Origin of the sequence: Lysinibacillus sp. UBA6686, from assembly GCF_002455205.1 — a bacterium.
Lineage (GTDB): Bacteria > Bacillota > Bacilli > Bacillales_A > Planococcaceae > Lysinibacillus > Lysinibacillus pakistanensis.
The window spans coordinates 1-13,727 of record NZ_DKJS01000062.1 but is presented as its reverse complement, the minus strand read 5'-3'; the positions used below and the strand labels follow the sequence as shown (position 1 = coordinate 13,727).

Here is a 13,727-nt window from a genome sequence, read left to right as displayed (position 1 = left end):
TAGATTCCCAACATTTTTTGCTAGAGAATCCAGGTATTTAGAAGTACTAATTATCTTTTAAATGCTTTAATTGCTAAATTTAACTCATCCAATTGCTCCGTAGAAACAGCACTTGGTGCATTAGTTAATAAGCAGCTAGCACTTGCTGTTTTCGGGAAGGCAATTGTATCACGTAGATTGTTGCGGCCTGCTAGTAGCATAACAAAGCGGTCAAGACCAAATGCTAGACCTGCATGTGGTGGTACACCGTATTCAAATGCTTCTAATAGATAGCCAAATTGTGCTTTTGCTTCCTCTTCTGAGAAACCAAGTAATGCAAACATTTTTTCCTGTAGCTCGCGTTCATAAATACGTAGTGAGCCTCCACCGAGTTCATAGCCGTTTAGTACAATATCGTATGCTTGTGCACGGACAGCAGAAGGATCCGTTTCCATTAACGGAATATCTTCATCAAAAGGACGTGTAAACGGATGATGTGCTGCTTTATAGCGACCGTCTTCCTCAGAGTATTCTAATAGCGGCCAATCTGTAATCCATAGGAAAGCAAATTGTGATTCATCAATTAAGTCTAAGTCATGGCCTAATTTCGTACGAAGTGCACCAAGAGAAGCTGCTACAACAGATGCTTGATCCGCAACAAACACTAGAATATCCCCAACCTCTGCTTTCATACGCTCCATTAATGCACTTGCTAATGCCTCGTCAAAGAATTTCGCAATCGGACCATTTAAGCCTTCCTCTGTTACCTTTAACCAAGCAAGACCTTTCGCTCCATAAATACCGACGAATTTTGTTAATTCATCCATATCTTTACGGGAGTATCTATCTGCAGCACCTTTAATATTAATACTTTTTACTTGTTTTCCTTGTGCTACTGTATCAGCGAATACTTTAAAACTACAGCCATCAAAAATATCATTTAAAGCAACAAGCTCTAAGCCAAAGCGCACGTCAGGCTTGTCTGAGCCGTAACGGTCCATTGCCTCTTGATATTTCATGCGTTGGAATGGAGCAGGTATATCAATCCCTTTAACTTCCTTCATAACAGCTTGGATTAAGCGTTCATTCATTTCTAAAACTTCTTCTTGTGTTAAAAAGCTTGTTTCAATATCGACCTGTGTAAATTCTGGCTGACGGTCTGCACGTAGGTCTTCATCACGGAAGCAGCGTGCGATTTGGAAGTATTTCTCAAAGCCTGCCACCATTAATAATTGCTTAAATAGCTGTGGTGATTGTGGTAATGCATAAAATTCACCTTCATGGACACGTGATGGTACTAAATAATCGCGAGCTCCCTCTGGAGAAGATTTCGTTAAAATTGGTGTCTCCACCTCTAGGAAGTCTTCGTTTTGTAAGAAATTGCGAATTGTACGTGTAACATCTGAACGTAGCTTGAATGTATCATACATAACTGGACGACGAAGATCTAAATAACGGTATTTTAAACGTAAATCTTCTGAAACATCTGTGCGGTCCTCAATTTGGAATGGAGGTGTTTTTGCTGTATTAATAACAGTTAATTTCGATGCCTCTACCTCAATTTTTCCATTTGGCACATTTGGGTTAATTTGATCTTCTGCTCGAAGAATAACTGTCCCTTCCACTTCAATGACATATTCACTACGTACTTTATCTGCTAAAGCATGTGCCTCAGCAACATCAGGACTAAAAACAACCTGTGTGATGCCTGTACGATCACGTAAATCAATAAAAATTAAACCACCTAGGTCACGGCGGCGTTGTACCCAACCTTTTAATACAACTTTTTCGCCTTGTAACAGTTCTGATAATTCGTTACTAGCATGTGTTCTTGTAGCCATTTATTTAGTTCCTCCAAATAATTTTTATTTATGTAGCATTCATTCCTATAAACGGTGAAATAATGCCTTTTGACTGTCCCAGTGATGGACGGTTTATTTTTAATAGCTGAATTATGATTGCTGTAATAGGTAATTCACTAATGCTGAAAATTCAACTTTTTGTTGTTCGCCTGACTGCATATGCTTAATAGTTGCAGCTTGCTCCTCCAGCTCTGTGTCACCTAAAACAATTGTATACTTAGCGCCTAAACGATCTGCGGATTTCATTTGTGCCTTCATTTTGCGATCCAAATAATCCATCTCTGTAGCAATGCCCTTCGCACGGAAGGTACTTGTTAATTCAACTGCCTTTAGCTTTGCTTCATCACCCATAGCAATCATATAGACATCAAGACCTGATGCTGTGTCTAATTCAACTCCCTCAGCTTCAAGAGCTAGTAAAAGACGCTCAATACTTAATGCAAAACCGATTCCCGGTACATCCGGTCCACCAATTTCTTCCACAAGCCCATTGTAGCGCCCTCCACCACAAAGAGTCGTAATGGCACCAAAGCCAGAAGCTGTTGACATAATTTCAAATGTCGTATGGTTGTAATAATCAAGACCTCTTACAAGGTTTGGATCAATCTCATATGAAATACCTAGAATATCCAAATACGTTTTAACTTGAGCGAAATAAGCTGCTGATTCCTCCGTTAGGAAATCCGTTAATGCTGGTGCTGATTTCATTAAAGGATGCTCGCGGTCTACCTTACAATCTAGGATGCGCAATGGGTTTTTTTGTAGTCGATTTTGACAATCTGTACAAAATTCATGAATATGTGGTTCAAAATGCTGGAGCAATGCCGTACGATGTGTATCACGTGTAACCTTATCTCCAAGTGAGTTGATGACTAATTTTAAATCCTTTAAGCCTGCTGATTCATAGACATCCATAGCTAGTGCAATCACTTCAGCATCAATTGCTGGATCAGCTGAACCAATTGCCTCCACGCCAAATTGTACAAATTGACGATAACGTCCAGCTTGTTGACGCTCATAACGGAACATTGGACCTAAATAGGATAACTTAACTGGCTGGTCTGGGGCACCGAACATTTTATGCTCAACATAAGCACGGACTACACCAGCTGTATTTTCAGGACGAAGCGTCAATGATCGCCCTCCACGATCCTCAAAGGTATACATTTCTTTTTGCACAACATCTGTTGTTTCACCAACACCACGTGCAAATAAATCTGTTTGCTCAAAAATAGGTGTACGGATTTCGTTGTACCGATAAACATGACAAATATCTCGAATAATCGCCTCGACTTTTTGCCATTTTTCTGATTGACCCGGCAATATATCCTGCGTCCCACGTGGTACTTTAAAACTCATGTAATTACCTCCTCTATTATTGCTTATGAAAATTTTGAGTGTCTGCTTGTTAACCTAACCGGTTTTTCCTCTGGATTGTGCGAGCTCCACATCTTTTTAGAAATAAAAAAGCTCTCGCCACCTTGCATATTGCAAGGGACGAGAGCTATAGAAGCTTCCGCGGTTCCACCCTAGTTGACGCGCTTAATAACGAGCGTCCTCCTCATAATCGGATAACGGCCGATTCCGTTTTTTCCTACTAAGCATTACTTTTCAGAAAAAAGCCTCTCAAGTGTTGTTCACGTTATACATTTTTGTAGGAAAGATTGCAGCCTAGGTCTTTCCCTCTCTTTTCCAATAGAGGTACACGCTACTTGCTTGGTCATAAGCAGTAAATCAATTTTTGATTACCCTTTATGTTAGTCACAACGAATGACAATGTCAACTGTTTTTGTATTTTTCACGAAACAGTTATGAAAACAATAAATTCCATTACCATTTTCCCACGAATTCTATTACTAAAGCATGGTAAAATAGCACAAGGAATAGGAGGAATCTGATGAGAACAAAACTTTTACATATCATGATTATCTTCGTGCTAATATTAACGATTGCCATTCCAAGTAAAATTAATGGTCAAAGGGCGTTTGCTGACACCAGTGATTTAAAAGTGACGGGGTCGATTCTTCATTTACGTGAGGGACCAGGACTGTCCTACCCCATTATTACGACGTTAGAAGAAGGTGATTCTTTAACTTCTATTGCTCGAGAAGGAGACTGGATTCAAGTAAAAGCAGGCAATGACGAAGGTTGGGTAGCATCATGGCTGACTGCACCTATAAATGCTAAACAAACCATTGATAAAACTATCATTTCACAGGTTGATCGTCTTAATATTCGCACTGAACCCGATATTTCTTCGGCGGTTCTTGGGCAACTATCAACAGGGAACCAAGCGAATCTGATTGAAGAAAGTGGCGAATGGGCGAAAATCGATTGGAACGGGCTAGTTGGCTGGGTTTCGACCGATTATGTAACCATTAATAATATACCTGAAAAAAAAGCTGATTCTGATAAACCAGTCATTGAAGTATCTACAAAAAAGGTGAACAAGGATACAACATTTACGGTGTTAGTGGATACACTGAATGTTCGAAAAAAACCAGATTTAAATGCCAAAAAAGTAGGTTCTGTTAAAAAGGGACAAGCCTTTAAAGTTTTAGCCCAAGAACACAATTGGGTACAAATTCAGTACAATAAGAAAATATCTGGCTGGGTCTATAGTTTTTATGGAACATTTTCAAATGTAGAAAAAACTAAATCCACATCTTCCTCATCTACAGAGCTGGAATCTGTGACAATTATCTATAATGGGACAAACTTACGGACAGATGCTACTACAACAGCTGAGGTCGTAGAACGTGTTGATGCCGGCCAAAGCTACCCTATTGTGGGTGCGAAAGATGATTTTTATGAAATACAATTAGGTGACAAAACAGCATTTGTAGCGAATTGGGTCGTGACTACTACCTCCAACAAAGCTGTGACGACTAAAGAGAATACCTCTGAGCCTCGTAAAAAAGGAACGTTAAATGGGCTTACAATTGTGGTCGATGCTGGACATGGTGGTAATGATCATGGTACCACGGGACAACGAGGAACGGATGAGAAGGATATCACATTAAAAACTGCTTCTCTGCTTGCTTCTAAGTTAAGGGCTGCTGGTGCCAATGTTGTGATGACTAGAGAATCGGATGAATATGTAGCACTCCGAAAACGTGTCTCTATAGGCCATCAGCATGAGGCAGATGCTTTTATTAGTATTCATTACGATGCAACGGGCGATAGCTCCATTAATGGCTTTACATCATACTATTTGAACAGTAACCAAAAGGGTCTTGCAGAGGCCATTCATAATGGGCTGTCCAGCAAAATAGATTTAAGAGATCGTGGAGCTCAGCAAGGGAATTTTTTAGTACTACGAGAAAATCGGCAAAAGGCTGTCCTTCTTGAATTAGGCTTCTTAAGTAATGCTAGTGAGGAACGTGTCGTGACAACAGCAAAATTCAGAGAACAAGCAAGTCTTGGGATTTATCAAGGCATCTTAAATTATTTTAATGAAGGCAATTAACATCAAAAAGCTGTGCAGATAGAAGATAACAATCTACTTTTCTGCACAGCCTTTTCTTTTAAGAGATTCCTAAAGCGACAGCCGCAATTAATGCAATACAGGCAATAACAGCCCAGCCAAGAATCATCTTCCAAATAAATTTTATCCATTTTTCATACGGAATACCTGCAACAGCCAAATATGCCATCAAGGCCGATGAAGTAGGAATAATTGAGTTTGTTAATGAATCCCCATATTGGAATGCTAAAACAGCAACTTGGCGCTCTAAACCTAGTAAATCTGTAATTGGAATCATTATTGGCATTGTTGCTGCAGCTTGACCACTACCTGATGAAATAAACAGGTTTAAGAGAGCTTGAATAAATAACATTCCGATTGCACTAATAGAATGTGGCAAATGACCAATCGTTTCCGATGCAGCATAAACAATTGTATCAATAATTTTCCCTTGCTCAAGTACAACTGTAATGGCACGTGCAAAACCAACTATAAGCGCACCAAAGGTAACAGCCTTAGCCCCATCAATAAAGGAATCAAAAATCGTTCCAGGCTTTAATCCCCCTAAAAGCCCTGCAATTAAGCCCATAATTAAAAAGGATGCCGTTAATTGAGTTAAAAACCAGCCCCAGTTAAAGACCCCATAAATATTAAAACCTATTCCACAAGCCATCGCAATGAACACTAGTTTATGCTTTCCTGTTAAGGTTGGCATAGCAATTGTAGAAAGATTTGATTTTGCCTTCTGTTCAATATCATAGATAACACTTGCCTGGGGATTCTTTTTGACTTTAAAGGCATAGCGCGATACATAGAAAATCGCAAAGCCTAATACAAACACATATACAACTGCACGGAAGCCAATCCCTGAAAATAAAGGGACATCAGCTAAAGATTGTGCAACCCCTACTGTAAATGGATTGAGCATTCCTCCAAAAAAACCACTAGCAGCACCAAGCGTAATCATAGCTGTTCCTGTTACTGCATCAAACCCCATTGCCCGAGCTATCGCTACCCCGATTGGCACAAAAATAATTGTTTCTTCTGCCATCCCCATCGTGAAACCACCAACAGAGAATAAAATCATCGATAATGGAATAAGTAGTTTCTCCCTGCCCTCTAATGCTTTTACACCCTTATAAACACCTGCTTCTATCGCACCAGTAGCACGAATAATTCCAAACACACCACTTACTAGAAAAATATAAAATATAATCTGTGCTCCCTTTTCTAGCCCCATTGGAATAGCTGTAAACATTTCAAAAAATGATACAGGTTCACTCTCAATATGATGGTAGCTTCCATCTACAACCAGCATTCGACCTTCCTTGTCCTCTACACGGTCAAATTCCCCTGCTGGAATAATATAGCTTAAAATACCTGCAAGAAAAATAATAGCAAAAATGATCGTATATGTATGAGGTACCTTTAGCCAGCTTTTCTTTTTAGCCATTTGTTCATTTTCCATATATCCCACCCACTTATCTTCAATAATTCAGACATTAGCGTTTTTTCTATTCCATGGATACTCCTCCCTAAAAAATTTGTCGCTATATGTCGTTTAATTGAAAATAAATATACAATAGTTCAAATTTATTGTAAAGTATTAATTTTCTATCATTTCATATCTCTAATAGATTTGTTGCTTTATATAGCTTTCGTGGACGCCCCTGATGATATGGATGCTCTTCACCTGATAATTCGAGATAATTTTGCTCCATTAATCGATTAATCATTCGTTCTGCCGATCGACGAGAAAGATTTAAATACGTTGCTAATTCTGTTGCAGAAAAAGGTCGATTTTTATTTAACTTAATAAATTGCCTAATTAAATTTAAATTTTTAGCACTCATTTTTAATTTTTCAGCAACCTTTAATATCTGCTGATTATTATTCGATAATGCGATTTTTTTATTATTTTCAAATAATGGTCCATGAAGTCGGCTTTCTTCATCAACAAGGCACAAAACAGTGGAATGCTCGTCAAATTTTGTTGTAAAAAACAATGCTTGGGAGGAGTGTTTCTCAGCCTCATGTAATGAATATCCAAATCCTATTCCAATATGAAAAGTTGTTTCAAATTGCATTTCAAACTGTCTCATTAATGATGTTAAGTAGACTCTATCAATTGTTTCAATTACGCCTCTTGTAGAAAAAATTAAGTAGGGCTCTTGAAGGGATTGAGCTATCCTTGCGTGAAACATTTTAGATACTTTTTCTAAATTCTCCATCCACAATTGTTGATTAGAAATAGTAGAATTCTCTCTGCTGCGAATTGATACAACAGCAATTTGTGATGAAATTAATAGGGTGTTTTTATAAGCATTAAGGGCTTTATTTACAGTTGAGATAAATGTCTGTTTCCGTTCAACCATATAGCTTGCTGGGATTCTTGCTTGTTGTAACGCTTCATAAACAGCATGTAAGCTTGTAAGTGCTAGCACCGTTTTCCCTGCTTTATACAACTCCTTATGGAACATGATATAGTCATCAATTTGGAAGTGATTTATTTTTTCGTTTTGATCATATACCCAAGCGTAATCTATTACATGTAGCTTTGGAGGTTGTATATCCGACTCTATTAAAACTTGATTTAGAATATCTTTTTTAGGTAAATCAATTGATAGTTTAGATAATTCTACCTTCTGGTTATGTTGTATGGATAGCAATGATAGTGACAATGTTAATTCATCAAACGAAATATAGGTTGCTTGAATCTTTTTAGCTTTTATCTTATCTATGCAGTAATGATAGGAAATCGAGCCAGCAAATAATAAAATGTCTGTCTGGGTTGCTGCCTCATCAATCAATTCAACACTTTGCTCAGGTACTGTGTAAGGGAAATGAATAAATTGCACTTGAGGAAATGCCGAAAAATGTTGTTTTATGTTATTCCAGAAAAATAATGAACCAAGTACAGCTACCCTTTGCATTGTTTAACTTCCCCTTTCAAAATGACAAAACTTTTAGATAATTATATAGTAAAAATGACTCTACATCATAAAAAAAACCTCCAGTCACATAATGTGAATTGAAGGCCTCCACTTACTTACTTATTTTTTAACTGTTGCCAAGGTAACCCACACAATTTCCTCCATACGAATGAAGAAAGGCGTACGACTAATCTCTACAACGATATGGTCAGGTAATACTGAAGCTAATTCACCTTGCTGAATATTTTTCTCAGTTTGTACTACAATAGCCTGACCAATCATCATGTTAAGAGTTTCGTATAAATATGGATTTGATATGCTTCCCATCTTCGTCATCTTTAAGACACTTCCTTCCTACAAAACTAACCATACTTTATAGTGTATGAAGGAATCATAGGAAATGTACCATTATTTTGACTCAAGAAGTATAGTAACGGGACCATCATTTGTAAGTGCAACGTCCATCATTGCCCCAAATATACCTGTCTCCACTTGTAAACCATATGAACGTAAGGCATCATTAAAAGCCTGCCATAACGGCTCCGCAACTTCTGGTCTTGCTGCATTTGTAAAACTTGGTCGATTCCCCTTTTTTGCATCCCCATACAATGTAAATTGTGAGACGGATAATATAGCCCCTCCATGCTCTAAAATAGAGTGGTTCATTTTTCCATCAGCATCTTCCCAAAGGCGAAGATTAGCTATTTTTTTGGCTAAATAGTCAACATTCTCTTGTGTATCCTCATGTGTTATTCCTACCAAAAGGACATAACCATTATCAATAGCGCCAGTTACTTTCCCGTCAACCGTAACAGTGGCCGCTTTACTACGTTGTAAAACTACTTTCATTCTTTAAAACCTCAATTCTATCGTTGTCCATAAATAAGAAAGTTAATCCACCAAGAACTCTTTTAATTAATCACTCGTTGCACTGAATAAATATCTGGTGTTTGTTTAATACGCTCTACAACCTTATGCAAATGCGAAATATTTGAAATCGATATTGTTAAATGAATAGTCGCCATTTTTTCACGATCAGCCCGACCACTGACAGCTAAAATATTTGTTTTCGTTTCACTAACAATTTGCATAATTTCATTTAATATGCCAGGTCGATCAAAGGCTGATACTTCAATATCAACTGGGTATTCTTTTTTCTCAGGAGTCAACCCATTTTCCCACTCAACCTCTATCAAACGTTCCTGCTCATCCTCTACTTGGATGTTTGGACAGTCTGCACGATGTACCGAAACACCTCTCCCTTTCGTAATAAAGCCGACAATATCATCACCAGGCACAGGTGTACAACAACGTGAAAGTCGAATAAGCATATTGTCAATACCTTTTACGATAACACCAGATTCTGTGCGTTTTTGTGGAACATGATTTTTCATTTTTTGTTCGATTTTCTCGAGTGCTTCTTCCTGTTCACGTTCCTTGCGGCGTTTTTCAGCTAGTCGATTAACAACTTGCTGTGCAGTTATACCATTCACACCAACAGCTGCATATAAATCATCTTCATTTGTGTAATTAAATTTGTCGCAAACACGCTTTAAATTTTCAGCAGACATGGTCTCCTTCATGTCATAATCCTGTGCACGGATTTCCTTTTCAATCATCTCTTTGCCTTTGAGAATATTTTCTTCACGAAGATGACGTTTGAAAAACTGTTTTATTTTATTTTTTGCCTGTGAGGATTGCGCTAATTTAAGCCAATCACGGCTTGGGCCAAAAGATTGCTTAGAGGTTAAAATTTCAATAATGTCTCCCGTTTTTAACGGTGTATCAAGCGGTACCATTTTACCATTGATTTTCGCGCCAATTGTACGATTTCCGACCTCTGAATGCACACGGTATGCGAAGTCGATAGGTACAGAACCTGCTGGTAATTCAATGACATCTCCTTCAGGTGTGAATACATAAACCATATCAGAAAATAAATCAAATTTTAAAGATTCCATAAATTCCTCAGCATTTGAGGATTCATTTTGAAATTCTAAAATTTCACGGAACCATGTTAATTTTTGATCAACATTTTGTTTTTCGGTATCAATCTTTTTACCTTCTTTATATGCCCAATGTGCAGCAATCCCGTACTCGGCAATCTTATGCATTTCCTTTGTACGAATTTGCACCTCTAATGGGTCACCATAAGGGCCAATTACTGTCGTATGCAATGATTGATAAAGATTTTGCTTGGGCATTGCAATATAATCCTTAAAGCGTCCAGGCATCGGCTTCCATAGCGTATGCACGATTCCTAGCACAGCATAGCAATCTTTAATACTATCGACCAATACACGAATGGCTAATAAATCATAAATCTCATTAAATTGTTTTTTTTGCAACACCATTTTGCGATAGATGCTGTAGATATGTTTTGGACGACCATAAATATCTGCATCGATTTCGACCTCTGTAAGCTGTGATTTCATTTCAGCCATAACATTTTCTAAATAGGCCTCACGTTCATCGCGTTTTTTCTTCATCAGACTAACAATGCGGTAATATTGCTGTGGATTTAAATAACGAAGAGCTGTATCTTCTAGCTCCCATTTAACTGTCGAAATTCCAAGGCGATGCGCAAGTGGCGCAAAAATTTCAAGCGTTTCTTTAGAGATACGGCGTTGCTTTTCAGCAGGCAAATGCTTGAGCGTCCGCATATTGTGTAAACGGTCAGCCAGTTTAATTAAAATGACACGGATATCCTGTGCCATAGCAACAAACATTTTACGATGATTTTCTGCTTGTTGCGCTTCTTTTGATAAATATTTAATTTTCCCCAGCTTTGTCACGCCATCAACAAGCATTGCAACCTCTTCGCCGAATTCACGAACTAAATCGTCGCGCGTAAAATCTGTATCCTCGACAACATCATGTAAAAAACCAGCCGCAACTGTTTCAGGGTCCATTTGTAATTCAGCTAAAATACCAGCTACTTGTACTGGGTGAATAATATACGGTTCACCTGAACTTCGGAATTGCTCTATATGGGCATTCCTCGCTAATTCATATGCTTTTTTCACGAATGCGACATTTTCATCATTCATGTAGGATTTGACTAACTCAAATACGTCCTCGGGAGTCAAAATTTGCTCTTTCGCCATAACATGTCCACCTTGCTCGTCAAATTTTTCAGATTAGATATAAATTTAATTGTATAAAATATTGTAGCCTATTGTAAAGCGACTATGTCATTTTGTTTAGTTAATCTCGTGAACAATGTGAAAAATGGAAGAATTTTTCTTCATAATGAATAAAAAGACCCTCTGCGAATGTAATATTTCGCAAAGAGTCTCTCTTCGTATAATTATTTAGCTTAATTTATTATACGCCACAGCAATTTTTGCGCCTACAACTGCATTATTTTTTACTAATGCAATGTTTGCATCAAGGCTTTTACCCTCTGTTAATTCTTTTACTTTTCCAAGTAAGAATGGCGTAACGTTTTTGCCTTGAATACCATTCTCCTCTGCTTCTATTAACGCTTTTTCAATGATTTCTGTAATGAATGCATGCTCAAGCGCCTCAGACTCCGGAATCGGATTTGCAATAACAGCTCCGCCTTTCAACCCTAATTGCCATTTTGCACGTAGCATCTCTGCTACTTCCTCTGGTGTTTCTAGTTTAAAGTTAACATCGAAACCACTTTGACGAGTATAGAACGCAGGCACTTCATCTGTGCCAAATCCAACGACAGGTACACCCTTAGTTTCAAGATATTCTAATGTTAAACCAATATCTAAAATTGATTTAGCACCGGCACAAATTACTGCCACATTTGTTTGTGCCAGTTCTTCTAAATCCGCTGAGATGTCCATTGTTGTTTCAGCGCCTCGATGAACACCACCGATACCACCTGTTACGAAAATTTCAATGCCCGCAAGTTCAGCACAAATCATTGTTGCCGCTACAGTTGTCGCACCTAATTTTTTTGTTGCCAATAAATAGCCTAAGTCACGACGTGAAGTTTTTGCTACTCCTTGTGCATTACCGAACATTTCAAGTTCTTCATCTGATAAACCGATTTTAATTTTCCCGTCAATTAAAGCAATCGTTGCTGGAACTGCACCATTGTCACGGATAATTTGCTCAACTTCACGCGCAGTTTGTACGTTTTGAGGGTATGGCATACCGTGAGAGATAATTGTTGATTCTAATGCTACGATTGGTAAACCTTTTGCTTGTCCTGCTTTTACTTCCTCTGATAATACGATGAATTCTTTCATGTTGTTATTCCTCCATTTCACTTTTTAACAAATCTACGGATAATTCAGGTCTTACTGTGTATGGGGATGCCAGTGTGTTTTTAGCATTTGTCAAACCGGCATCAATGCATGTTGCGAAGGATTGTCCAGTAAGCCAGCTATGGATCACTGCACTGACAAAGGCGTCTCCTGCACCTGTTACATCTTCAATCTTATCTATAATCTTAGCCTTAAAATGACAAGGCTTAATCGAAGTTGATGCTGCAAAAACACCCTTGCTTCCTGCTGTAATAATGACATGCTCAGCATCTAATTGAAGTAGTTGCTGTAATGCTTTTTCATAATCGGCAGCACTTTCAATTGCATGCCCAACAATTGTTTCCGCTTCGTCCGTGTTACAAATAAACCAAGTAACCCCTTGCAATGTATCAGGTAGTCGATTCATTTTAGGGGAAGATACAGGCACAATGACTAACGGAATTTCACGAGCAATTGCCATCTGTTGAATATAGGCTACTGTTTCCTTCGGGCAGTTTAAATCCAAAATATAGCATCCAGCATTAACAAGCATTGCCTCGTACTTCTTTAACAAGCTCGGCAATAACAGATCATATACCTCCATGTTTGCAACAGCCAGTGCTAGCTCTCCCTGCTCATCCATGATTGCCGTATAAGAGCCAGTTGAAGCATCTGGTAATTGCTCAACATAACGTAAATTCATAAAGGACTCAGAAGCCTCATGGATTACTTGCCAATCAGCATCCTTGCCAGCCGTTGTTAGTAATGTTACCTGATGATTTAGCCTACCTAGGTTCTCAGCAATGTTTCGCCCAACACCACCTACACTAAATGAAGAGCTTGCAGGATTGGAAGTACCAAACTGGACGTTCCCCTTCACATGAAATTTACGATCTAGATTTGCACCACCGATACAAATAATTTCATTTTCCTCGGGTAAAATATACGCACGTCCTACTATTTTTCCTTGCTTCGTTAAGCTCGACACTAAGTTGGCTAGCACTGGACGAGATAGATTCATCTTATCCGCCATCTCTTGCTGAGACATAAACGGATTTTGACGAATTAATGCCAGTACCGCCTGTTCTCTTTCATTCATAGCATCACCTTTTATTATATTTGTTTACATTATAAACTTTTGTTTGTTATAAGTCAAAAAAAATGAAATCAATAAGATTATTGAGTTCATTTTCATAGTGTTGAAAAGCTAAATGGTCAAGGGACCTTTTGTGAACATTTAGTCAAAATGAAGGTGATTTCC

10 protein-coding genes and 1 other annotated feature are annotated in these 13,727 nt (G+C 38.2%); of the genes, 1 reads left to right on the top strand and 9 read right to left on the bottom strand.

The genetic code is table 11. From position 1 onward, the window contains the following. Window positions 1-50: 50 nt before the first annotated feature. Window positions 51-1,820, bottom strand: a complete 1,770-nt coding sequence (gene aspS, locus B2R82_RS16350) for an aspartate--tRNA ligase (protein ID WP_286925939.1) — start codon at window positions 1,818-1,820, stop codon at window positions 51-53. A 111-nt stretch (window positions 1,821-1,931) separates the two neighbouring features. Then, window positions 1,932-3,200, bottom strand: coding sequence for a histidine--tRNA ligase (hisS, locus tag B2R82_RS16345; protein ID WP_286925938.1), 1,269 nt, complete (start codon window positions 3,198-3,200; stop codon window positions 1,932-1,934). Window positions 3,201-3,331: 131 nt separating this feature from the next. Beyond that, window positions 3,332-3,574 (bottom strand) — a binding site (T-box leader). A 164-nt stretch (window positions 3,575-3,738) separates the two neighbouring features. Between hisS and B2R82_RS16340 the strand changes: the two genes are divergently transcribed. After that, entirely contained in the window at window positions 3,739-5,310 is a 1,572-nt protein-coding gene (locus tag B2R82_RS16340) for an N-acetylmuramoyl-L-alanine amidase (RefSeq protein ID WP_286925937.1), read from the top strand. Window positions 5,311-5,368: 58 nt separating this feature from the next. Here B2R82_RS16340 and B2R82_RS16335 read toward each other — a convergent pair whose 3' ends face one another. The 7 genes from B2R82_RS16335 to B2R82_RS16305 all read right to left on the bottom strand — a co-directional run bounded on the left by B2R82_RS16335 (window position 5,369) and on the right by B2R82_RS16305 (window position 13,565). Continuing rightward, entirely contained in the window at window positions 5,369-6,775 is a 1,407-nt protein-coding gene (locus B2R82_RS16335; RefSeq protein WP_286925936.1) for a YfcC family protein, read from the bottom strand. A 154-nt stretch (window positions 6,776-6,929) separates the two neighbouring features. Then, window positions 6,930-8,240, bottom strand: a complete 1,311-nt coding sequence (locus B2R82_RS16330) for an HTH domain-containing protein (protein ID WP_286925935.1) — start codon at window positions 8,238-8,240, stop codon at window positions 6,930-6,932. Window positions 8,241-8,360: 120 nt separating this feature from the next. Then, the gene (locus tag B2R82_RS16325; protein ID WP_286925934.1) at window positions 8,361-8,576 is read right to left on the bottom strand and encodes a DUF2642 domain-containing protein; all 216 of its coding nucleotides are present in this window, start codon (window positions 8,574-8,576) and stop codon (window positions 8,361-8,363) included. Between the two features lie 72 nt (window positions 8,577-8,648). Next, the gene (gene dtd / locus B2R82_RS16320; protein ID WP_286925933.1) at window positions 8,649-9,089 is read right to left on the bottom strand and encodes a D-aminoacyl-tRNA deacylase; all 441 of its coding nucleotides are present in this window, start codon (window positions 9,087-9,089) and stop codon (window positions 8,649-8,651) included. Window positions 9,090-9,151: 62 nt separating this feature from the next. Continuing rightward, window positions 9,152-11,347 carry a RelA/SpoT family protein gene (locus B2R82_RS16315; RefSeq protein ID WP_286925932.1) on the bottom strand — a complete coding sequence of 732 codons (2,196 nt, stop codon included), beginning with the start codon at window positions 11,345-11,347 and terminating at the stop codon, window positions 9,152-9,154. 207 nt (window positions 11,348-11,554) lie between these two features. Beyond that, window positions 11,555-12,469, bottom strand: coding sequence for a pseudouridine-5'-phosphate glycosidase (locus tag B2R82_RS16310; protein WP_283868887.1), 915 nt, complete (start codon window positions 12,467-12,469; stop codon window positions 11,555-11,557). A 4-nt stretch (window positions 12,470-12,473) separates the two neighbouring features. Next, a complete protein-coding gene (locus B2R82_RS16305) occupies window positions 12,474-13,565 on the bottom strand; it encodes a carbohydrate kinase (protein WP_286925931.1) in 1,092 nt (363 codons plus the stop codon). Window positions 13,566-13,727: the final 162 nt, after the last annotated feature.

What these genes read in the sequence shown, in the direction of transcription:
- aspS (WP_286925939.1), bottom strand. Translation starts at nt 1,820, where the DNA reads ATGGCTACAAGAACACATGCTAGTAACGAATTATCAGAACTGTTACAA.
- dtd (WP_286925933.1), bottom strand. Translation starts at nt 9,089, where the DNA reads ATGAAAGTAGTTTTACAACGTAGTAAAGCGGCCACTGTTACGGTTGAC.
- B2R82_RS16335 (WP_286925936.1), bottom strand. Translation starts at nt 6,775, where the DNA reads ATGGAAAATGAACAAATGGCTAAAAAGAAAAGCTGGCTAAAGGTACCT.
- B2R82_RS16330 (WP_286925935.1), bottom strand. Translation starts at nt 8,240, where the DNA reads ATGCAAAGGGTAGCTGTACTTGGTTCATTATTTTTCTGGAATAACATA.
- hisS (WP_286925938.1), bottom strand. Translation starts at nt 3,200, where the DNA reads ATGAGTTTTAAAGTACCACGTGGGACGCAGGATATATTGCCGGGTCAA.
- B2R82_RS16310 (WP_283868887.1), bottom strand. Translation starts at nt 12,469, where the DNA reads ATGAAAGAATTCATCGTATTATCAGAGGAAGTAAAAGCAGGACAAGCA.
- B2R82_RS16315 (WP_286925932.1), bottom strand. Translation starts at nt 11,347, where the DNA reads ATGGCGAAAGAGCAAATTTTGACTCCCGAGGACGTATTTGAGTTAGTC.
- B2R82_RS16305 (WP_286925931.1), bottom strand. Translation starts at nt 13,565, where the DNA reads ATGAATGAAAGAGAACAGGCGGTACTGGCATTAATTCGTCAAAATCCG.
- B2R82_RS16325 (WP_286925934.1), bottom strand. Translation starts at nt 8,576, where the DNA reads ATGACGAAGATGGGAAGCATATCAAATCCATATTTATACGAAACTCTT.
- B2R82_RS16340 (WP_286925937.1), top strand. Translation starts at nt 3,739, where the DNA reads ATGAGAACAAAACTTTTACATATCATGATTATCTTCGTGCTAATATTA.